19 protein-coding genes, 3 pseudogenes and 3 other annotated features (1 of these 25 running past the window's edge) are annotated in these 21,916 nt (G+C 52.3%); of the genes and pseudogenes, 15 read left to right on the top strand and 7 right to left on the bottom strand.

Translation table 11 applies throughout. The annotated features are described in order from the left end of the window. Position 1: a mobile genetic element, on the top strand; it begins 1,330 nt to the left of the window's first position. An 18-nt stretch (positions 2-19) separates the two neighbouring features. Together kdgT and sodA are read right to left on the bottom strand one after the other, a co-directional pair. Further along, on the bottom strand, positions 20-1,003 hold the full coding sequence (kdgT, locus tag SF3986) for a 2-keto-3-deoxygluconate permease (protein NP_709713.2): 984 nt from the start codon (positions 1,001-1,003) through the stop codon (positions 20-22). A gap of 259 nt (positions 1,004-1,262) precedes the next feature. After that, positions 1,263-1,883 carry a superoxide dismutase gene (gene sodA / locus SF3985; protein NP_709712.2) on the bottom strand — a complete coding sequence of 207 codons (621 nt, stop codon included), beginning with the start codon at positions 1,881-1,883 and terminating at the stop codon, positions 1,263-1,265. A gap of 284 nt (positions 1,884-2,167) precedes the next feature. On the opposite strand from sodA, the pseudogene SF3984 reads away from it, so the two are divergent. Further along, positions 2,168-3,202: pseudogene (locus SF3984) on the top strand. Here SF3984 and rhaR read toward each other — a convergent pair. Both rhaR and rhaS read right to left on the bottom strand, forming a co-directional pair. Beyond that, positions 3,199-4,137 (bottom strand): transcriptional activator RhaR, encoded by a 939-nt coding sequence (gene rhaR / locus SF3983; protein ID NP_709710.2) that lies wholly within the window; start codon positions 4,135-4,137, stop codon positions 3,199-3,201. The pseudogene SF3984 and the gene rhaR sit on opposite strands and share 4 nt — an antisense overlap. Beyond that, entirely contained in the window at positions 4,121-4,957 is an 837-nt protein-coding gene (gene rhaS / locus SF3982; RefSeq protein NP_709709.1) for a transcriptional activator RhaS, read from the bottom strand. The genes rhaR and rhaS overlap by 17 nt, the downstream gene beginning before the upstream one ends. Positions 4,958-5,244: 287 nt before the next feature. Between rhaS and rhaB the strand changes: the two genes are divergently transcribed. The 10 genes and pseudogenes from rhaB (at position 5,245) to insB (ending at position 14,010) form a co-directional block, all read left to right on the top strand. After that, positions 5,245-6,714, top strand: coding sequence for a rhamnulokinase (gene rhaB, locus SF3981; protein NP_709708.1), 1,470 nt, complete (start codon positions 5,245-5,247; stop codon positions 6,712-6,714). After that, positions 6,711-7,970, top strand: coding sequence for an L-rhamnose isomerase (gene rhaA, locus SF3980; RefSeq protein NP_709707.2), 1,260 nt, complete (start codon positions 6,711-6,713; stop codon positions 7,968-7,970). Before rhaB ends, rhaA begins: the two co-directional genes overlap by 4 nt. A gap of 241 nt (positions 7,971-8,211) precedes the next feature. Then, positions 8,212-9,036 (top strand): annotated as a pseudogene (rhaD, locus tag SF3979). A gap of 9 nt (positions 9,037-9,045) precedes the next feature. Beyond that, positions 9,046-9,360, top strand: coding sequence for a hypothetical protein (gene yiiL / locus SF3978; protein NP_709705.1), 315 nt, complete (start codon positions 9,046-9,048; stop codon positions 9,358-9,360). Between the two features lie 300 nt (positions 9,361-9,660). Continuing rightward, positions 9,661-10,107, top strand: a complete 447-nt coding sequence (frvA, locus tag SF3977) for a PTS system fructose-family transporter subunit IIA (protein ID NP_709704.1) — start codon at positions 9,661-9,663, stop codon at positions 10,105-10,107. Between the two features lie 10 nt (positions 10,108-10,117). Then, on the top strand, positions 10,118-11,569 hold the full coding sequence (frvB, locus tag SF3976) for a PTS system transporter subunits IIBC (RefSeq protein ID NP_709703.2): 1,452 nt from the start codon (positions 10,118-10,120) through the stop codon (positions 11,567-11,569). Further along, the gene (gene frvX, locus SF3975) at positions 11,559-12,629 is read left to right on the top strand and encodes a peptidase (RefSeq protein NP_709702.2); all 1,071 of its coding nucleotides are present in this window, start codon (positions 11,559-11,561) and stop codon (positions 12,627-12,629) included. The genes frvB and frvX overlap by 11 nt, the downstream gene beginning before the upstream one ends. Next, positions 12,629-13,279: a sequence feature (Similar to Escherichia coli K12 frv operon regulatory protein gi: 1790331 (583 aa). BLAST with identity of 99% in 209 aa. This CDS has been truncated. The sequence has been checked and is believed to be correct.), on the top strand. Its footprint overlaps the gene before it by 1 nt. Beyond that, a pseudogene (gene frvR / locus SF3974) lies at positions 12,629-13,279 on the top strand. Its footprint overlaps the feature before it by 651 nt. The gene frvX and the pseudogene frvR overlap by 1 nt, the downstream one beginning before the upstream one ends. Beyond that, positions 13,258-14,025, top strand: a mobile genetic element. (Overlaps the previous pseudogene by 22 nt.) Beyond that, entirely contained in the window at positions 13,313-13,588 is a 276-nt protein-coding gene (insA, locus tag SF3973) for an insertion element IS1 protein InsA (protein NP_709701.1), read from the top strand. (Overlaps the previous feature by 276 nt.) Further along, positions 13,615-14,010 carry an insertion element IS1 protein InsB gene (gene insB, locus SF3972; RefSeq protein NP_709700.1) on the top strand — a complete coding sequence of 132 codons (396 nt, stop codon included), beginning with the start codon at positions 13,615-13,617 and terminating at the stop codon, positions 14,008-14,010. Its footprint lies within the feature at positions 13,258-14,025. Positions 14,026-14,081: 56 nt before the next feature. Here the strand turns inward: insB and fdhD are convergent. Then, a complete protein-coding gene (fdhD, locus tag SF3971) occupies positions 14,082-14,915 on the bottom strand; it encodes a formate dehydrogenase accessory protein (protein ID NP_709699.1) in 834 nt (277 codons plus the stop codon). 193 nt (positions 14,916-15,108) lie between these two features. Here fdhD and fdoG point away from each other — a divergent pair, with 193 nt between their 5' ends. The 4 genes from fdoG to fdhE are packed head-to-tail and all read left to right on the top strand — an operon-like array spanning position 15,109 to position 20,632. Further along, positions 15,109-18,159 carry a formate dehydrogenase-O major subunit gene (gene fdoG, locus SF3970; RefSeq protein ID NP_709698.1) on the top strand — a complete coding sequence of 1,017 codons (3,051 nt, stop codon included), beginning with the start codon at positions 15,109-15,111 and terminating at the stop codon, positions 18,157-18,159. 12 nt (positions 18,160-18,171) lie between these two features. Beyond that, positions 18,172-19,074: a formate dehydrogenase-O iron-sulfur subunit gene (fdoH, locus tag SF3969; protein NP_709697.1), complete on the top strand. Its 903-nt coding sequence runs from the start codon at positions 18,172-18,174 to the stop codon at positions 19,072-19,074. Further along, positions 19,071-19,706: a formate dehydrogenase-O subunit gamma gene (gene fdoI, locus SF3968; protein ID NP_709696.1), complete on the top strand. Its 636-nt coding sequence runs from the start codon at positions 19,071-19,073 to the stop codon at positions 19,704-19,706. The genes fdoH and fdoI overlap by 4 nt, the downstream gene beginning before the upstream one ends. Continuing rightward, on the top strand, positions 19,703-20,632 hold the full coding sequence (fdhE, locus tag SF3967; protein ID NP_709695.1) for a formate dehydrogenase accessory protein FdhE: 930 nt from the start codon (positions 19,703-19,705) through the stop codon (positions 20,630-20,632). Before fdoI ends, fdhE begins: the two co-directional genes overlap by 4 nt. Before the next feature lie 329 nt (positions 20,633-20,961). On the opposite strand, the gene yiiF is transcribed toward fdhE, so the two are convergent. Both yiiF and yiiE read right to left on the bottom strand, forming a co-directional pair. After that, positions 20,962-21,204 (bottom strand): hypothetical protein, encoded by a 243-nt coding sequence (yiiF, locus tag SF3966; RefSeq protein NP_709694.2) that lies wholly within the window; start codon positions 21,202-21,204, stop codon positions 20,962-20,964. Positions 21,205-21,421: 217 nt separating this feature from the next. Next, a complete protein-coding gene (gene yiiE, locus SF3965) occupies positions 21,422-21,667 on the bottom strand; it encodes a hypothetical protein (protein ID NP_709693.2) in 246 nt (81 codons plus the stop codon). Positions 21,668-21,916: the final 249 nt, after the last annotated feature.

The raw sequence follows: 21,916 nt of genomic DNA, 5'->3' as shown, positions 1-21,916 counted from the left end.
AGGGATTAAGGAAGCAGGTTTATTTCACCGTACCTAAAATTTCGATTTTCGCTGCTCTGGCTTTGACTTTACGTGACCAGATAGAGGTAAGAATTGGCACCAGAATCGAAGTCACAATGACCGCCGTCGCTACCAGCGAAGTTGCTGCCGGAGCCATCGGTTTAAACGCAGGCACCATTTCTGCAATCAGCACAGGTGTCGCTACCGCGGCCCCTGCGGAACTGGAAGCGGCAATTCCGGCAGTGCCATCGCCACCGCCAATCAATTTATCGGCGATAATCAACGGAATACCGGTCACGATAATTACTGCCACACCCAACAGGATCCCCAGCAAACCAGTCTGGGCAATCACAGTCAAATCAATGGTATTGCCCAGCGCGAAGGCAAAGAATGGAATCAGCGTTTGCACCGCTTTGCTGAAAAATTCTCGTAATTCAGGGTCAAGATTCCCCAGGGCAAAGCCCACCAGGAACGGTAATACTGCGCCGACGAAAACATGCGGTTCAAACGAGGCAATCCCGGCAGTGCCCAGAATAATCATCGTCATGAGCGGCCCGGACTCCAACGACATCAACACAAATGCCCCAGCTTCTTCTTTCGTACCGTACTGCTGCATGATGGAAGCGTAAAGTCCGCCGTTGGTCATATCCATCGCCGCCACCAGCGCCAGCGTTGAAAGTCCGGCAAAGAATCCAACTTCAACACCATGTTCCGGAATAATGCGCGAGGCAATTGCCGCAACCACCCACGCGACGGCAATTTTAGTTACCACCAGCGTACCGGATTTACGCAGTACCGTTCCCGTCGCGCTTAATTTTATTGACGCCCCCATGCAAAAAAACCACACCGCCAGAATGGGCACCGTACCGGTAATCATCCCGTTGGTGAATGATCCAAAATATTTCCCCGCCCCCGGCGAGAAGGTGTGGCACAGTGCGCCAAGGAATAGCGGGACGAGCATCATCCCCCCCGGGATTTTCTCAATCGAGCGTTTTATCTGCATTTCCATCACCTGTCGGCATATTTTTAAGGGCTGATGCGTAATTCCTCAATGGAGCATCAGTGTTGATGGAAACGAAGATAGACATTCATTTAATCAATAAAAGTGATCAAAATCACATCAATTGAAACGCTGTTTTATTTTTATAGGACCATTGTTTTTATTTTGGAATTGATCACAAAAAAACCACCGCCGTTGGCGATGGTTCATTTTTTAAGCTGATATGCGGCCTATACGCCTCATTGCAGCAGGCGGCAAATGATTATTTTTTCGCCGCAAAACGTGCCGCTGCTTCGTCCCAGTTCACCACGTTCCAGAACTCTTTGATGTAGTCCGGACGGCGGTTCTGGAATTTCAGGTAGTAAGCATGTTCCCACACATCCAGGCCCAGAATCGGGAAGCCGGAAGCGCCAGAAATAGCTTCACCCATCAGCGGAGAATCCTGGTTAGCAGTAGAAACCACCGCCAGTTTATCGCCTTTCAGCACCAGCCATGCCCAGCCGGAACCAAAGCGGGAAGCTGCCGCTTTTTCAAATTCTGCTTTGAAGTTATCAACGGAGCCGAAGTCACGTTCGATAGCCGCTTTCAGGTCACCCTGCAGGGTGGTGCCTTTTTTCAGACCTTTCCAGAACAGGCTGTGGTTAGCGTGACCGCCAGCGTTGTTGCGCAGTACGGTTTTCTTGTCTGCTGGCAGCTGGTCCAGTTTGGTGATCAGCTCTTCAACCGGCAGGTTGGCAAATTCTGGCAGGCTTTCCAGCGCCGCGTTGGCGTTGTTTACGTAGGTCTGATGGTGTTTGGTGTGGTGGATTTCCATGGTCTGCTTATCGAAGTGCGGTTCCAGGGCATCGTAAGCATACGGCAGGGATGGCAGGGTATAGCTCATATTCATCTCCAGTATTGTCGGGCGGCCGATTGTTAATGCCGCGTAAGCAGTTGGTTCATTATAGTTAATTAAATGATATTGAAAATGATTATCAATGCCGTACTTTTCGTAAGGGTATGGTTTTGCAGGAAAATGCCCGAGATGTGAAGCAAATCACCCACTTAATGCCGTGATTGCCAGTAAATCGACAACGGCGGCAACAGGCGAAAGGTTAATCGACAGCACGATTTTTACACTCATCTCGTCGGAGATGTGAAGCGACGAAAAATGATGAGGATAAGAAGATGAGTAACGCGATTACGATGGGGATATTTTGGCATTTGATCGGCGCGGCCAGTGCAGCCTGTTTTTACGCTCCGTTCAAAAAAGTAAAAAAATGGTCATGGGAAACCATGTGGTCAGTCGGTGGGATTGTTTCGTGGATTATTCTGCCGTGGGCCATCAGCGCCCTGTTACTACCGGATTTCTGGGCGTATTACAGCTCGTTTAGTCTCTCTACGCTGCTGCCTGTTTTTCTGTTCGGCGCTATGTGGGGGATCGGTAATATCAACTATGGCCTGACCATGCGTTATCTCGGCATGTCGATGGGAATTGGCATCGCCATTGGCATTACGTTGATTGTCGGTACGCTGATGACGCCAATTATCAACGGCAATTTCGATGTGCTGATTAACACCGAAGGCGGACGCATGACGTTACTCGGCGTTCTGGTGGCGCTGATTGGCGTAGGGATTGTAACTCGAGCCGGGCAGTTGAAAGAGCGCAAGATGGGCATTAAAGCCGAAGAGTTCAATCTGAAAAAAGGGCTGGTGCTGGCGGTGATGTGCGGCATTTTCTCTGCCGGGATGTCCTTTGCGATGAACGCCGCAAAACCGATGCATGAAGCCGCTGCCGCACTTGGCGTCGATCCACTGTATGTTGCTCTGCCAAGCTATGTTGTCATCATGGGCGGCGGCGCGATCATTAACCTCGGTTTCTGTTTTATTCGTCTGGCAAAAGTGAAGGATTTGTCGCTAAAAGCCGACTTCTCGCTGGCAAAACCGCTGATCATTCACAATGTGTTACTCTCGGCACTGGGCGGGTTGATGTGGTATCTGCAATTCTTTTTCTATGCCTAGGGCCACGCCCGCATTCCGGCGCAGTATGACTACATCAGTTGGATGCTGCATATGAGTTTCTATGTATTGTGCGGCGGTATCGTCGGGCTGGTGCTGAAAGAGTGGAACAATACAGGACGCCGTCCGGTAACGGTGTTGAGCCTCGGTTGTGTGGTGATTATTGTCGCCGCTAACATCGTCGGCATCGGCATGGCGAATTAATCTTTCTGCGAATTGAGATGACGCCACTGGCTGGGCGTCATCCCGGTTTCCCGGGTAAACACCACCGAAAAATAGTTACTATCTTCAAAGCCACATTCGGTCGAAATATCACTGATTAACAGGCGGCTATGCTGGAGAAGATATTGCGCATGACACACTCTGACCTGCCGCAGATATTGATTGATGGTCATTCCAGTCTGCTGGCGAAATTGCTGACGCAAAACGCGCTCACTGCACGATGCCTCATCACAAAATTTATCCAGCGCAAAGGGACTTTTCAGGCTAGCCGCCAGCCGGGTAATCAGCTTATCCAGCAACGTTTCGCTGGATGTTGGCGGCAACGAATCACTGGTGTAACGATGGCGATTCAGCAACATCACCAACTGCCCGAACAGCAACTCAGCCATTTCGTTAGCAAACGGCACATGCTGACTACTTTCATGCTCAAGCTGACCGATAACCTGCCGCGCCTGCGCCATCCCCACGCTACCTAAGCGCCAGTGTGGTTGCCCTGCGCTGGCGCTAAATCCCGGAATCGCTCCCTGCCAGTCAAGATTCAGCTTCAGCCGCTCCGGGCAATAAATAATATTCTGCAAAACCAGATCGTTAACGGAAGCGTAGGAGTGTTTATCGTCAGCATGAATATAAAAGAGATCGCCACGGGTAATGCGATAAGGACGATCGTTGAGTACATGCAGACCATTACCGCGCCAGACAATCACCAGCTCACAAAAATCATGTGTATGTTCGGCAAAGACATCTTGCGGATAACGGTCAGCCACAGCGACTGCCTGCTGGTCGCTGGCAAAAAAATCATCTTTGAGAAGTTTTAACTGATGCGCCACCGTGGCTACCTCGGCCAGAGAACGAAGTTGATTATTCGCAATATGGCGTACAAATACGTTGAGAAGATTCGCGTTATTGCAGAAAGCCATCCCGTCCCTGGCGAATATCACGCGGTGACCAGTTAAACTCTCGGCGAAAAAGCGTCGAAAAGTGGTTACTGTCGCTGAATCCACAGCGATAGGCGATGTCAGTGACGCTGGCCTCGCTGTGGCGTAGTAGATGTCGGGCTTTCATCAGTCGCAGGCGGTTCAGGTATCGCTGAGGCGTCAGTCCCGTTTGCTGCTTAAGCTGCCGATGTAGCGTACGCAGTGAAAGAGAAAATTGATCCGCCACGGCATCCCAATTCACCTCATCGGCAAAATGGTCCTCCAGCCAGGCCAGAAGCAAGTTGAGACGTGATGCGCTGTTTTCCAGGTTCTCCTGCAAACTGCTTTTACGCAGCAAGAGCAGTAATTGCATAAACAAGATCTCGCGACTGGCGGTCGAGGGTAAATCATTTTCCCCTTCCTGCTGTTCCATCTGTGCAACCAGCTGTCGCACCTGCTGCAATACGCTGTGGTTAACGCGCCAGTGAGACGGATACTGCCCATCCAGCTCTTGTGGCAGCAACTGATTCAGCCCGGCGAGAAACTGAAATCGATCCGGCGAGCGATACAGCACATTGGTCAGACACAGATTATCGGTATGTTCATACAGATGCCGATCATGATCGCGTACGAAACAGACCGTGCCACCGGTGATGGTATAGGGCTGCCCATTAAACACATGAATACCCGTGCCATGTTCGACAATCACAATTTCATGAAAATCATGATGATGTTCAGGAAAATCCGCCTGCGGGAGCCGGGGTTCTATCGCCACGGACGCGTTACAAGACGGAAAAAAATCCACACTATGTAATACGGTCATACTGGCCTCCTGATGTCGTCAACACGGCGAAATAGTAATCACGAGGTCAGGTTCTTACCTTAAATTTTCGACGGAAAACCACGTAAAAAACGTCGATTTTTCAAGATACAGCGTGAATTTTCAGGAAATGCGGTGAGCATCACATCACCACAATTCAGCAAATTGTGAACATCATCACGTTCATCTTTCCCTGGTTGCCAATGGCCCATTTTCCTGTCAGTAACGAGAAGGTCGCGAATTCAGGCGCTTTTTAGACTGGTCGTAATGAAATTCAGCAGGATCACATTATGACCTTTCGCAATTGTGTCGCCGTCGATCTCGGCGCATCCAGTGGGCGCGTGATGCTGGCGCGTTACGAGCGTGAATGCCGCAGCCTGACGCTGCGCGAAATCCATCGTTTTAACAATGGGCTGCATAGCCAAAACGGTTATGTCACCTGGGATGTGGATAGCCTGGAAAGTGCCATTCGCCTTGGATTAAACAAGGTGTGCGAGGAAGGGATTCGTATCGATAGCATTGGGATTGATACCTGGGGCGTGGACTTTGTGCTGCTCGACCAACAGGGTCAGCGTGTGGGCCTGCCCGTTGCTTATCGCGATAGCCGCACCAATGGCCTGATGCCGCAGGCACAACAGCAACTCGGCAAACGCGATATTTATCAGCGTAGCGGCATCCAGTTTCTACCCTTCAATACGCTTTATCAGTTGCGTGCGCTGACGGAGCAACAACCTGAACTTATTCCACACATTGCTCACGCTCTGCTGATGCCGGATTACTTCAGTTATCGCCTGACCGGCAAGATGAACTGGGAATATACCAATGCCACCACCACACAACTGGTCAATATCAATAGCGACGACTGGGACGAGTCGCTACTGGCGTGGAGCGGGGCCAACAAAGCCTGGTTTGGTCGCCCGACGCATCCGGGTAATGTCATTGGGCACTGGATTTGCCCGCAGGGTAATGAGATTCCGGTGGTCGCCGTTGCCAGCCATGATACCGCCAGCGCGGTTATCGCCTCGCCGTTAAACGGTTCACGCGCCGCTTATCTCTCTTCTGGCACCTGGTCATTGATGGGCTTCGAAAGCCAGACGCCATTTACCAATGACACGGCGCTGGCAGCCAACATCACCAATGAAGGCGGGGCGGAAGGTCGCTATCGGGTGCTGAAAAATATTATGGGCTTATGGCTGCTTCAGCGAGTGCTTCAGGAACGGCAAATCAACGATCTCCCGGCGCTTATCGCCGCGACACAGGCACTTCCGGCCTGCCGCTTCATCATCAATCCCAATGACGATCGCTTTATTAATCCTGACGAGATGTGCAGCGAAATTCAGGCTGCGTGTCGGGAAACGGCGCAACCGATCCCGGGAAGTGATGCTGAACTGGCGCGCTGTATTTTCGACAGTCTGGCGCTGCTGTATGCCGATGTGTTGCATGAGCTGGCGCAGCTGCGCGGTGAAGATTTCTCGCAACTGCATATTGTCGGCGGCGGCTGCCAGAACACGCTGCTCAACCAGCTATGCGCCGATGCCTGCGGTATTCGGGTGATCGCCGGGCCTGTTGAAGCCTCAACGCTCGGCAATATCGGCATCGAGTTAATGACGCTGGATGAACTCAACAATGTGGATGATTTCCGTCAGGTCGTCAGCACCACCGCGAATCTGACCACCTTTACCCCTAATCCTGACAGTGAAATTGCCCACTATGTGGCGCAGATTCACTCTACACGACAGACAAAGGAGCTTTGCGCATGACCACTCAACTGGAACAGGCCTGGGAGCTGGCGAAACAGCGTTTCGCGGCGGTGGGGATTGATGTCGAGGAGGCGCTGCGCCAACTTGATCGTTTACCCGTTTCAATGCACTGCTGGCAGGGCGATGATGTTTCCGGTTTTGAAAACCCGGAAGGTTCGCTGACCGGGGGGATTCAGGCCACAGGCAATTATCCGGGCAAAGCGCGTAATGCCAGTGAGCTACGTGCCGATCTGGAACAGGCTATGCGGCTGATTCCGGGGCCGAAACGGCTTAATTTACATGCCATCTATCTGGAATCAGATACGCCAGTCTCGCGCGACCAGATCAAACCAGAGCACTTCAAAAACTGGGTTGAATGGGCGAAAGCCAATCAGCTCGGTCTGGATTTTAACCCCTCCTGCTTTTCGCATCCGCTAAGCGCCGATGGCTTTACGCTCTCGCATCCCGACGACAGCATTCGCCAGTTCTGGATTGATCACTGCAAAGCCAGCCGTCGCGTTTCGGCCTATTTTGGCGAGCAACTCGGCACACCATCGGTGATGAACATCTGGATCCCGGATGGTATGAAAGATATCACCGTTGACCGTCTCGCCCCGCGTCAGCGTCTGCTGGCAGCACTGGATGAGGTGATCAGCGAGAAGCTAAACCCTGCGCACCATATCGACGCCGTTGAGAGCAAATTGTTTGGCATTGGCGCAGAGAGCTACACGGTTGGCTCCAATGAGTTTTACATGGGGTATGCCACCAGCCGCCAGACTGCGCTGTGCCTGGACGCCGGGCACTTCCACCCGACTGAAGTGATTTCCGACAAGATTTCCGCCGCCATGCTGTATGTACCGCAGTTGCTGCTGCACGTCAGCCGTCCGGTTCGCTGGGACAGCGATCACGTAGTGCTGCTGGATGATGAAACCCAGGCAATTGCCAGTGAGATTGTGCGTCACGATCTGTTTGACCGGGTGCATATCGGCCTTGACTTCTTCGATGCCTCTATCAACCGCATTGCCGCGTGGGTCATTGGTACACGCAATATGAAAAAAGCCCTGCTGCGTGCGTTGCTGGAACCTACCGCTGAGCTGCGCAAGCTGGAAGCGGCGGGCGATTACACTGCGCGTCTGGCACTGCTGGAAGAGCAGAAATCGTTGCCGCGGCAGGCGGTCTGGGAAATGTATTGCCAACATCACGATACGCCAGCAGGTAGCGAATGGCTGGAGAGCGTGCGGGCTTATGAGAAAGCGATTTTGAGCCAGCGTGGGTAAACACTGCCGGATGCGGCACGAGCGCCTTATCCGGCCTACGGGTCGAATGTCCATGCGGGCTGTCACCCTCACCCCGGCCCTCTCCCTGAAAGGGCGAGGGAGAAAAACATAGCCTCGTGCGGCAACGGAGCTGAACACCGCTCCGGACAGTCCCCTCGCCCCTACGGGGAGAGGGTTAGGGTGAGGGGAACAAGCCGCACCATGTCTAAACAAGGCAACCTAATTTACAGGAACACAGAACATGCAAAACATTACCCAGTCCTGGTTTGTCCAGGGAATGATCAAAGCCACCACCGATGCCTAGCTGAAAGGCTGGGACGAGCGCAACGGCGGCAACCTGACGCTGCGCCTGGATGACGCCGATATCGCGCTTTATCACGACAACTTCCACCCACAACCGCGCTATATTCCGCTCAGCCAACCCATGCCTTTACTGGCAAATACGCCGTTTATTGTCACCGGCTCCGGCAAATTCTTCCGTAACGTCCAGCTCGATCCTGCAGCTAACTTAGGCGTCGTAAAAGTCGACAGCGATGGCGCGGGCTACCATATTCTCTGGGGGTTAACCAACGAAGCCGTTCCAACTTCTGAACTTCCGGCTCACTTTCTCTCCCACTGCGAGCGCATTAAAGCCACCAACGGTAAAGATCGGGTGATCATGCACTGCCACGCCACCAACCTGATCGCCCTCACCTATGTACTGGAAAACGACACCGCGGTCTTTACTCGCCAACTGTGGGAAGGCAGCACCGAATGTCTGGTAGTATTCCCGGATGGCGTTGGCATTCTGCCGTGGATGGTGCCCGGCACGGACGAAATCGGCCAGGCGACCGCACAAGAGATGCAAAAACATTCGCTGGTGTTGTGGCCCTTCCACGGTGTGTTCGGTTCCGGACCGACGCTGGATGAAGCCTTTGGTTTAATCGACACCGCAGAAAAATCAGCACAAGTATTAGTGAAGGTTTATTCGATGGGCGGCATGAAACAGACCATCAGCCGTGAAGAGTTGATAGCGCTCGGCAAGCGCTTCGGCGTTACACCACTAGCCAGTGCGCTGGCGCTGTAAGGAGCAAACATGATCCGCAAAGCCTTTGTCATGCAGGTAAACCCCGACGCCCACGAAGAGTATCAGCGTCGGCATAATCCCATCTGGCCGGAACTGGAAGCAGTGTTGAAATCTCACGGTGTGCATAACTACGCCATTTACCTCGACAAAGCGCGTAATCTGCTGTTTGCCATGGTAGAGATTGAATCTGAAGAACGGTGGAATGCGGTAGCCAGTACTGATGTTTGCCAACGTTGGTGGAAATATATGACCGATGTTATGCCCGCTAACCCAGATAACAGCCCGGTGAGTAGCGAGCTGCAAGAAGTGTTTTACCTGCCGTAATTGCCCAATGTGCCGGAGATGCCTCCGGCACAATATTTTAAATTTCGATTTGAAAAATTAAACATATTACATCTCCCGGTAAGTTATATTTCCCTGATACATTGTGAGTAAATCACAAAAATAATGAATAACCCATTAATGATTCATGTGGTTTATTTAAATAACCATTATGTGCATTACTCCGCAAATCTGACCTTTCACTCTGTCTCAAATTGTCATTGTTTACCGACATATCGCCTCTCATCACTTAATCGCTCCACCATTACAATTGATTAAAATATATTTTATGGAGTCCGATTAATGGCAGCTCTTACTGCAAGCTGTATTGACCTGAATATTCAGGGCAATGGCGCTTATTCCGTTCTGAAGCAGTTGGCGACAATAGCGTTACAAAACGGTTTTATCACCGACTCACACCAGTTCCTGCAAACCCTGCTGCTGCGCGAAAAAATGCACTCTACTGGATTTGGTTCCGGTGTCGCAGTGCCGCACGGTAAAAGCGCCTGCGTTAAACAACCGTTCGTATTATTCGCCCGCAAAGCGCAGGCTATTGACTGGAAAGCCAGCGATGGCGAAGACGTCAATTGCTGGATCTGCCTCGGCGTGCCGCAAAGCGGCGAAGAGGATCAGGTCAAAATCATCGGCACACTGTGTCGCAAAATTATTCACCAGGAATTTATTCATCAACTGCAACAGGGCGATACCGACCAGGTGCTGGCCTTGTTAAATCAAACCCTCAGCTCATAAGGAAGTGGCGATGGAGTCATCCTTACGTATTGTCGCGATCACCAACTGCCCCGCCGGGATCGCTCACACCTACATGGTGGCGGAAGCCCTGGAACAGAAAGCCCGTTCTCTCGGCCATACCATAAAAGTGGAAACTCAAGGGTCCAGTGGCGTTGAAAACCGCTTATCCAGCGAAGAGATTGCCGCTGCCGATTACGTCATTCTTGCTACCGGGCGTGGCCTGAGCGGTGATGATCGCGCGCGGTTTGCCGGGAAGAAAGTTTATGAGATTGCCATCTCCCTGGCGTTGAAAAATATCGACCAGATTTTCAGCGAATTACCGACAAACTCGCAGCTTTTTGCCGCAGATAGCGGCGTGAAGCTTGGCAAACAGGAAGTGCAAAGCGGCAGCGTGATGAGCCACCTGATGGCGGGCGTCTCTGCGGCGCTGCCGTTTGTCATCGGCGGTGGTATCCTGGTGGCGCTTGCCAACATGCTGGTGCAGTTCGGTTTGCCGTATACCGATATGTCGAAAGGCGCGCCGTCGTTTACCTGGGTAGTTGAATCCATCGGTTACCTTGGCTTCACCTTTATGATCCCCATCATGGGCGCTTATATTGCCTCGTCGATTGCCGATAAACCGGCTTTCGCTCCGGCGTTTCTGGTTTGCTATCTGGCGAACGACAAAGCGCTGCTCGGCACCCAGTCGGGTGCGGGATTCCTCGGCGCGGTGGTGCTGGGGCTGGCGATTGGCTATTTCGTCTTCTGGTTCCGCAAAGTGCGCCTTGGCAAAGCATTACAACCGCTGCTCGGTTCAATGCTGATCCCGTTCGTTACTCTGCTGGTTTTCGGCGTGCTCACTTACTACGTTATCGGGCCGGTGATGTCCGACCTCATGGGCGGGCTGCTCCACTTCCTGAATACCATTCCTCCATCAATGAAGTTTGCGGCAGCGTTTCTGGTCGGTGCGATGCTGGCGTTCGATATGGGCGGCCCCATCAATAAAACCGCCTGGTTCTTCTGCTTCTCACTGCTGGAAAAACACATTTATGACTGGTACGCCATCGTCGGCGTTGTCGCGTTGATGCCGCCCGTTGCGGCGGGTCTTGCGACGTTCATTGCGCCCAAACTGTTTACCCGACAGGAAAAAGAGGCTGCCAGTAGTGCCATTGTGGTCGGTGCCACAGTCGCAACCGAACCGGCTATACCTTACGCTCTGGCAGCTCCGTTGCCGATGATTACCGCCAATACGCTGGCGGGCGGCATTACCGGCGTGCTGGTGATCGCTTTCGGAATCAAACGTCTGGCACCTGGTTTGGGTATCTTTGACCCGCTGATCGGCCTGATGTCGCCGGTAGGTTCGTTTTATCTGGTGCTGGCGATTGGCCTCGCGCTGAACATTTCATTCATTATCGTCCTGAAAGGATTGTGGTTACGCCGCAAAGCGAAAGCCGCGCAACAGGAGCTTGTCCATGAACATTGAGTTACTGCAACAGTTGTGCGAAGCCAGCGCCGTTAGCGGCGATGAACAGGAAGTTCGCGACATCCTGATAAACACGCTGGAACCTTGCGTTAATGAAATCACCTTTGATGGTCTGGGCAGCTTTGTTGCCCGTAAGGGAAATAAAGGTCCAAAAGTTGCCGTTGTCGGGCATATGGATGAAGTCGGCTTTATGGTCACCCACATCGACGAGAGCGGTTTTCTGCGTTTCACCACCATTGGTGGCTGGTGGAATCAGTCGATGCTCAACCATCGGGTAACCATACGCACACACAAGGGAGTGAAAATCCCTGGTGTGATTGGTTTCGTCGCGCCTCATGCGTTAACGGAAAAGCAAAGGCAACAGCCGCTGTCATTTGATGAGATGTTCATTGATATTGGCGCAAACAGTCGCGATGAGGTGGAAAAACGCGGTGTGGCGATGGGCGATTTTATTAGCCCGGAAGCCAATTTTGCCTGCTGGGGCGAAGATAAAGTGGTCGGCAAGGCGCTGGATAACCGCATCGGCTGCGCAATGATGGCTGAACTATTGCAGACGGTGAATAATCCCGAAATTACGCTGTATGGCGTCGGCAGCGTGGAAGAAGAAGTTGGGCTACGCGGGGCACAAACCTCGGCGGAACACATTAAACCGGATGTAGTGATCGTGCTGGATACCGCTGTCGCAGGCGATGTTCCGGGCATTGATAACATTAAATACCCGCTGAAACTGGGCCAGGGGCCGGGGCTGATGCTGTTTGACAAGCGCTACTTCCCCAACCAGAAACTGGTAGCAGCGTTAAAAAACTGTGCCGCACATAACGATTTACCGCTGCAATTTTCCACCATGAAAACCGGAGCGACGGATGGCGGGCGCTACAACGTGATGGGCGGCGGGCGTCCGGTTGTTGCGCTGTGCCTGCCAACCCGCTATCTGCACGCTAACAGCGGCATGATTTCAAAAGCCGATTACGATGCTCTGCTCACGTTGATACGGGGTTTTCTGACGACCTTAACCGCGGAGAAAGTCAACGCGTTTAGCCAGTTCCGTCAGGTGGATTAATGCTAAACGAACGCCAGTTAAAGATTGTCGATCTGCTGGAGCAACAGCCGCGCACGCCTGGTGAGCTGGCGCAACAGACTGGCGTTTCAGGCAGGACCATCCTGCGTGATATTGACTATCTCAACTTTACCCTTAACGGCAAAGCCCGCATTTTCGCCAGTGGCAGTGCGGGCTATCAGCTGGAAATCTTCGAGCGCCGCAGCTTTTTTCAGTTGCTGCAAAAGCACGATAACGACGATCGGCTGCTGGCGCTGTTATTACTGAATACTTTCACTCCCCGTGCGCAACTCGCCTCGGCGCTTAATTTGCCAGAAACGTGGGTAGCAGAGCGTCTGCCCCAGTTAAAACAGCGTTATGAACGCACTTGTTGCCTGGCCAGCCGCCCTGGTTTGGGCCATTTCATTGATGAGACAGAAGAGAAACTCGTTATCTTGCTGGCGAACTTGCTGCGCAAAGATCCGTTTTTAATTCCGCTGGCGGGCATAACACGAGACAACCTTCAGCATTTATCCACGGCCTGCGACAACCAACACCGCTGGCCGCTCATACAGGGTGATTATCTCTCCAGCCTGATTCTGGCGATTTACGCCCTGCGTAATCAACTGACCGATGAGTGGCCGCAATATCCGGTAATGCTGCCAACTTACTGATTTAGTGTATGATGGTGATTTTAAGGTGCTTGCGTGGCTTCCATTTCCATCAGATGTCCTTCCTGCTCCGCTACTGAAGGCGTGGTGCGTAACGGCAAAAGCACTGCCGGACATCAGCGCTATCTCTGCTCTCATTGCCGTAAAACATGGCAACTACAGTTCACTTACACCGCCTCTCAGCCCGATACGCACCAGAAAATCATTGATATGGCCATGAATGGCGTCGGATGTCGCGCCAGTGCACGCATTATGGGCGTTGGCCTCAACACGGTTTTACGTCACTTAAAAAACTCAGGCCGCAGTCGGTAACCTCGCACATACAACCGGGCAGTGATGTGATTGTCTGCGCTGAAATGGACGAACATTGGGGCTACGTCGGTGCTAAATCACGTCAGCGCTGGCTGTTTTACGCGTATGACAGGATACGGAGGACGGTTGTGGCGCACGTCTTCGGTGAACGCACTCTGGCCACACTGGAGCGTCTTCTGAGCCTGCTGTCGGCCTTTGAGGTCGTGGTATGGATGACGGATGGCTGGCCGCTGTATGAATCACGCCTGAAGGGAAAGCTGCACGTTATCAGCAAGCGTTACACTCAGCGCATTGAGCGACATAATCTGAATCTGAGACAACATCTGGCAAGGCTGGGACGGAAGTCACTGTCGTTCTCAAAATCGGTGGAGCTGCATGACAAGGTCATCGGGCATTATCTGAACATAAAACACTATCAGTAAGTTGGAGTCATTACCAATTCACGAAATGAATAAGTCCTGCAATTTAATATATATCGCAGGACTTATTTTAATTAATTGCTCAAACGCTGCGGATGGGTATAAACCGTTGCCCGACCCGGTTTACAAAAACCTACCAGTGTCAGATTACAGCGCTCAGCCACTTCTACAGCAAGCGTGGTCGCGGCAGACACCGCAAACAAAATCTCTACGCCGCACATCGCCGACTTTTGCACCATTTCATAACTGGCACGACTGGAAACCAGTACCGCACCTTGCTGCCAGCTTTCCCCTTCTTGTGACCGGCGGCCTAACAGTTTGTCCAGCGCCACATGGCGACCCACGTCTTCATGCCCGCCGACCAGTTCGCCAGATGGCAACATCCAGGCAGCGGCGTGAGTACAACCAGTCAGTCGCCCCACTGGCTGAAAATCGTTGAGATGACGTAATGCATCATCCAGTTTGTTGAGATCAAACGTCTGGGTGAACGGTAGCGGCTGCACCGGTTTTCCGATGTCATTAAGTTGCTCCACGCCGCATACGCCACAGCCCGTACGTCCCGCCAGCGCCCGGCGGCGCTCCTTCAACCCCATAAAGCGGCGGCTGGAAAGCTCAATTTGTACTTCAAGACCATTACAGGAAGGAACGACATCCATGCCGAAGATATCGCGCGGACTTTCTATTATCCCCTCGGAAAGCGAAAAACCGAGCGCAAAGTACTCAAGGTCTTTGGGCGACGCCATCATCACCACATGCGAAATGCCGTTGTAGACCAGCGCAACGGGAACTTCTTCCGCGACCTCATCTAACCGTGGGTGTTGTAAATCATCACGCCGCCATAACTCAATTTGACGAACACCTGTGATATTTGTCACATTTTCGATTTCTTTTCGCTGTGTTTTTTTCACTTTCTCTTAACCAGATAAGAACATACACACCAACATTATGGTATTCTGTTACAAACCCTTCCTAGATGGAGGGAAATTGAGCCAATTCTGGACCTTTGCGGCCCCTTCCGCAAAGAAAAATAACTCCCACTCCCTGCACACGCAGCAAGCGAATGTAAATGGGACGTGACAATGTCGAAACAAGGAGCAATCCATGCAGGTCAGCAGAAGGCAGTTCTTTAAGATCTGCGCTGGCGGTATGGCAGGCACCACGGCAGCGGCACTGGGTTTTGCACCCAGCGTAGCACTCGCGGAAACCCGGCAGTATAAACTGCTGCGCACCCGCGAAACCCGTAATACCTGCACCTATTGTTCCGTAGGCTGTGGGCTGTTGATGTACAGCCTCGGTGACGGAGCAAAAAACGCCAAAGCATCTATCTTCCATATCGAAGGCGATCCGGATCACCCGGTCAACCGCGGTGCACTTTGTCCGAAAGGCGCTGGCCTGGTGGATTTCATCCACTCCGAAAGCCGTCTGAAGTTTCCGGAATACCGTGCGCCAGGTTCTGATAAATGGCAGCAAATCAGTTGGGAAGAGGCGTTTGATCGCATCGCCAAACTGATGAAAGAAGACCGCGATGCTAACTACATTGCGCAAAACGCCGAAGGCGTGACTGTTAACCGCTGGCTCTCCACCGGGATGCTGTGTGCTTCCGCGTCGAGTAACGAAACCGGCTATTTAACGCAAAAATTCTCCCGCGCGCTGGGTATGCTCGCGGTCGACAACCAGGCGCGTGTCTGACACGGACCAACGGTAGCAAGTCTTGCTCCAACATTTGGTCGCGGTGCGATGACCAACCACTGGGTCGACATCAAGAACGCCAACCTCGTCGTGGTGATGGGCGGTAACGCCGCTGAAGCTCACCCGGTCGGGTTCCGCTGGGCGATGGAAGCCAAAATTCACAACGGCGCGAAGCTGATTGTGATCGATCCTCGCTTTACGCGTACGGCGGCGGTAGCTGACTACTATGCCCCTATTCGTTCCGGTACTGACATTGCTTTCCTGTCAGGCGTATTGCTGTACCTGCTGAACAATGAAAAATTCAACCACGAATACACCGAAGCCTATACCAACGCCAGCCTGATCGTGCGTGAGGATTACGGCTTTGAAGATGGCCTGTTCACCGGCTACGACGCGGAAAAACGCAAGTACGATAAATCCTCCTGGACTTATGAACTGGACGAAAACGGCTTCGCCAAACGCGATACCACGCTGCAACATCCGCGCTGCGTGTGGAACTTGCTGAAACAGCACGTTTCCCGCTACACGCCAGATGTGGTTGAAAACATCTGTGGTACGCCAAAAGACGCGTTCCTGAAAGTCTGCGAATACATCGCAGAAACCAGTGCTCACGATAAAACTGCCTCGTTCCTGTATGCCCTCGGCTGGACGCAACACTCCGTTGGTGCGCAAAACATTCGTACGATGGCGATGATCCAGCTGCTGCTCGGCAATATGGGGATGGCCGGCGGCGGCGTTAACGCCCTGCGCGGTCACTCCAATATTCAGGGGCTGACGGACCTGGGGCTACTGTCGCAGAGTCTGCCAGGTTACATGACGCTGCCAAGCGAGAAGCAGACCGATCTGCAAACCTACCTTACCGCCAACACGCCAAAACCGCTGCTGGAAGGCCAGGTAAACTACTGGGGCAACTACCCGAAATTCTTCGTCTCTATGATGAAGGCCTTCTTTGGTGATAAAGCGACGGCGGAAAATAGCTGGGGCTTTGACTGGTTGCCGAAGTGGGATAAAGGCTACGACGTCCTGCAATACTTCGAGATGATGAAAGAGGGCAAGGTCAATGGCTATATCTGCCAGGGCTTTAACCCTGTTGCCTCATTCCCGAACAAAAACAAAGTGATCGGTTGTCTGTCGAAACTGAAGTTCCTCGTCACCATCGACCCACTGAACACTGAAACCTCTAACTTCTGGCAGAACCACGGTGAGCTGAACGAAGTTGACTCGTCGAAGATCCAGACCGAAGTGTTCCGTCTGCCATCGACCTGCTTCGCAGAAGAGAACGGTTCAATCGTTAACTCAGGTCGCTGGTTGCAGTGGCACTGGAAAGGTGCGGACGCCCCGGGGATTGCGCTGACTGACGGTGAGATCCTCTCCGGTATCTTCCTGCGCTTGCGCAAGATGTATGCCGAACAGGGTGGCGCGAACCCGGATCAGGTGCTGAACATGACCTGGAACTACGCCATTCCGCATGAGCCGAAGTCGGAAGAAGTAGCGATGGAGAGCAACGGTAAGGCGCTGGCCGATATTACCGATCCGGCAACCGGTGCGGTTATCGTCAAGAAAGGCCAACAACTTAGCTCGTTCGCCCAATTGCGCGATGACGGTACAACCTCCTGTGGCTGCTGGATTTTCGCCGGTAGCTGGACGCCGGAAGGCAACCAGATGGCGCGTCGTGATAACGCCGATCCGTCTGGCCTCGGTAACACGCTGGGCTGGGCATGGGCATGGCCGCTTAACCGCCGCATTCTGTATAACCGCGCCTCCGCAGATCCGCAGGGTAACCCGTGGGATCCGAAGCGTCAGTTGCTGAAATGGGACGGCACTAAGTGGACCGGCTGGGATATTCCGGACTACAGCGCAGCGCCTCCGGGTAGCGGCGTCGGGCCGTTTATCATGCAGCAGGAAGGCATGGGGCGTCTGTTTGCCCTCGATAAGATGGCGGAAGGTCCGTTCCCGGAACACTACGAGCCGTTTGAAACGCCGCTGGGAACTAACCCGCTGCATCCAAACGTTATCTCGAACCCAGCTGCACGTATCTTTAAAGACGACGCCGAAGCATTGGGTAAAGCCGATAAGTTCCCGTATGTCGGAACCACCTATCGTCTGACCGAGCACTTCCACTACTGGACCAAACACGCGCTGTTGAACGCGATTTTGCAGCCAGAGCAGTTTGTGGAAATCGGGGAGTCGCTGGCGAATAAACTTGGCATTGCCCAGGGCGATACCGTGAAAGTCTCCTCCAACCGTGGCTATATCAAAGCCAAAGCGGTGGTGACCAAACGTATTCGCACGCTGAAAGCGAACGGCAAAGATATCGATACCATCGGTATTCCGATTCACTGGGGCTATGAAGGCGTAGCTAAAAAAGGCTTTATTGCCAATACTTTAACGCCATTCGTTGGTGATGCGAACACGCAGACGCCGGAGTTTAAGTCCTTCCTTGTGAATGTGGAAAAGGTGTAACGGAGACGACATATGGCTTATCAATCTCAAGATATCATTCGTCGTTCCGCGACTAACGGTCTGACCCCCGCGCCTCAGGCGCGGGACTTCCAGGAAGAAGTGGCGAAACTCATCGACGTTACCACCTGTATCGGCTGTAAAGCCTGTCAGGTGGCGTGTTCAGAGTGGAACGACATTCGCGATACCGTCGGCAATAACATTGGGGTGTACGACAACCCCAATGATTTAAGCGCCAAATCGTGGACGGTAATGCGCTTCTCGGAAGTGGAGCAGAACGACAAACTGGAATGGCTGATCCGCAAAGACGGCTGTATGCACTGTTCCGATCCAGGCTGCCTGAAAGCGTGCCCGGCGGAAGGTGCAATTATTCAGTATGCCAACGGTATCGTCGACTTCCAGTCCGAGCAGTGCATTGGCTGCGGTTATTGCATTGCGGGCTGTCCGTTCGACATTCCGCGCCTCAACCCGGAAGACAACCGCGTCTACAAATGTACGCTGTGCGTTGACCGCGTGGTGGTTGGGCAAGAACCAGCCTGCGTGAAGACCTGCCCAACGGGCGCGATTCACTTCGGCACGAAAGAGTCGATGAAAACGCTGGCGAGCGAGCGCGTTGCTGAGCTGAAAACCCGCGGTTACGACAATGCGGGTCTGTACGATCCGGCAGGCGTCGGTGGTACACACGTCATGTACGTGCTGCACCATGCTGACAAGCCAAATCTGTATCATGGCTTGCCGGAGAACCCGGAAATCAGCGAAACCGTGAAATTCTGGAAAGGCATCTGGAAACCGCTCGCGGCTGTTGGCTTTGCGGCTACCTTTGCGGCCAGTATCTTCCACTACGTGGGTGTCGGTCCGAACCGTGCGGATGAGGAAGAGAATAATCTGCACGAAGAGAAAGACGAGGAGCGCAAATGAAACGACGTGACACCATCGTGCGCTACACCGCGCCGGAACGTATCAACCACTGGATCACCGCCTTCTGCTTCATCCTGGCGGCGGTGAGCGGGCTGGGCTTTTTGTTCCCGTCCTTCAACTGGTTGATGCAAATCATGGGCACACCGCAGCTGGCGCGAATTCTGCACCCGTTTGTCGGCGTGGTTATGTTTGCCTCGTTCATCATCATGTTTTTCCGTTACTGGCATCAAAACCTAATCAATCGGGATGATATCTTTTGGGCGAAGAATATTCGTAAGATCGTCGTCAACGAGGAAGTAGGTGACACCGGGCGTTATAACTTCGGTCAGAAATGCGTTTTCTGGGCGGCGATTATTTTCCTGGTTCTGCTGCTGGTGAGCGGCGTGATTATCTGGCGTCCTTATTTTGCGCCTGCTTTCTCAATCCCGGTGATCCGATTCGCGTTAATGCTGCATTCATTTGCCGCAGTGGCGTTAATTGTGGTTATCATGGTGCATATCTACGCCGCCCTTTGGGTGAAAGGCACGATTACCGCCATGGTGGAAGGATGGGTTACCAGCGCCTGGGCGAAGAAACATCACCCGCGCTGGTACCGTGAGGTCCGCAAGACAACGGAAAAGAAAGCTGAATGAGTATTCGCATAATCCCGCAAGATGAGCTGGGTTCGAGCGAGAAACGTACGGCGGATATGATTCCGCCGTTATTGTTCCCTCGGCTCAAGAATTTATACAACCGCCGCGCCGAGCGTCTGCGCGAGCTGGCAGAAAATAATCCGCTGGGTGATTACCTGCGCTTTGCTGCGCTTATCGCCCACGCCCAGAAAGTGGTGCTGTACGACCATCCGCTGGAGATGGATCTGACCGCGCGCATTAAAGAAGCCAGCGCACAGGGCAAGCCCCCGCTGGATATTCACGTTCTGCCGCGTGATAAGCACTGGCAAAAGCTGCTGATGGCGCTAATTGCTGAGCTGAAACCTGAAATGAGCGGCCCGGCGCTGGCAGTGATTGAGAATCTGGAGAAGGCATCGACTCAGGAGCTGGAAGATATGGCCAGCGCGCTGTTTGCCTCTGATTTCTCGTCCGTCAGCAGCGATAAAGCGCCGTTTATCTGGGCTGCGCTGTCGCTCTACTGGGCGCAGATGGCCAATCTGATCCCCGGCAAAGCCCGCGCTGAATACGGCGAACAACGTCAATATTGCCCGGTATGTGGCTCTATGCCGGTGTCCAGCATGGTGCAAATTGGCACCACTCAGGGTCTGCGTTACCTGCACTGCAACCTGTGTGAAACCGAATGGCACGTAGTGCGCGTAAAATGCAGCAACTGCGAGCAGAGCGGCAAACTGCATTACTGGTCGCTGGATGACGAACAGGCCGCGATTAAAGCCGAAAGCTGCGATGACTGCGGCACTTACCTGAAGATTCTTTATCAGGAAAAAGAACCGAAAGTTGAAGCCGTGGCAGATGACCTCGCCTCTCTGGTACTGGACGCGCGAATGGAGCAAGAAGGCTACGCCCGTAGTTCCATTAACCCGTTCCTGTTTCCGGGTGAAGGAGAGTAATCTCTGACGTTTTCCGGGTGGCGCAGGTCGCCCGGATTACAGCTCATAGGGTGTGACGACACCATCTCTCGTATTCCGCGTTACCCATTCAAGATCATGCCGCAATTGTCTGTTTGCCTCGTTCTTCCCTCCAACACATCGATAAGGTTATGGGTATGTCACTGATGACAAGCGTATGATTGCCTGATGCGCTGCGCTTATCAGGCCTACCAATAAACTTCAATATATTGAATTTGCATGACTTTGTAGGCCGGATAAGGCGTTCACGCCGCATCCGGCATGAACAACGCGCACGTTGTCAGCAATCTGATTGACATCATTTTTTCCCATTACCATTCCTCGCGCAGCTTACGCTGATATTCGACACCATCTTCCTCACACCCTTGCCAGATGCCAGGAACACTGGTTCTTGCTGTTTGCGATTGATTTATCAGGTATTGATCTACCGCTTCCCTTAATAGGTCCGCACGAGGAAGATTACGCTGCACCTCGAGATCATCAAGTTGCTTAATCACCTCATTCGATAAATCGAGTAAAATTCTGCCCATATCTATACCTGCCAGAGAGTTCATAAATATCTCGCCAATATCATTTTTGAATCTATGGAGAGAAAAGTACCCTTGCCGAATCTTTAAAGAAAGCTCATTTACGCATCATTTTTTATTTTTGCGAGGCGTTTTCCAGATACGATGTAACAGTTGCAGTTATTATAAGTTCAAGTAAAACAGCCTTGTATTAATACCAGAATAAGGGCATCTGTTTTTTATATTCAAGAATGAAAAATTTTTTTCATTCCTTATGCTCCTTACACTGATCATCAACACCAACTACCTCCCCCTTTTGCCTGCCTCCCTTTGCTTTACGCACCGGAAATTGCTGCCGCTCCAGATATTGCTCAACCGCTTCGCGTAAAATTGCAGATCGTGAAACCTTACGCCAGCCCCGAAGCTTGTTCAGCCGTTTAATTGCCTCTTCTGATAAATGAAGAAAAACCGTATTCATCGCCATTACCACCACCTTACATATATTACTCATTAATGTATGTGCGAAAATTACGCCGGAAAAGCATTTAAAAAAATGCGGATTTTTGCATGTCATTTTGTTTTTGCGAGGCGTTTTCCAGAAATAATAAGAGCGTTGCAGTTGTTTCATTTATTACTCAAAAATGGTTTAGTTATCGCCCAGGATGAGTTATGGGTGCTATGAATATATTATATTCAGGGATATTTATTTACATAATCTGAATGGTGTAGCCGAAAAACGTCAGCATCCTAACAGCACCAG

The organism is Shigella flexneri 2a str. 301, from assembly GCF_000006925.2.
In the GTDB taxonomy this organism is placed as follows: Bacteria; Pseudomonadota; Gammaproteobacteria; order Enterobacterales; family Enterobacteriaceae; genus ECMA0423.
The sequence above is the reverse complement of the archived record's forward strand: the minus strand, read 5'-3'. Positions and strand labels throughout refer to the sequence as shown.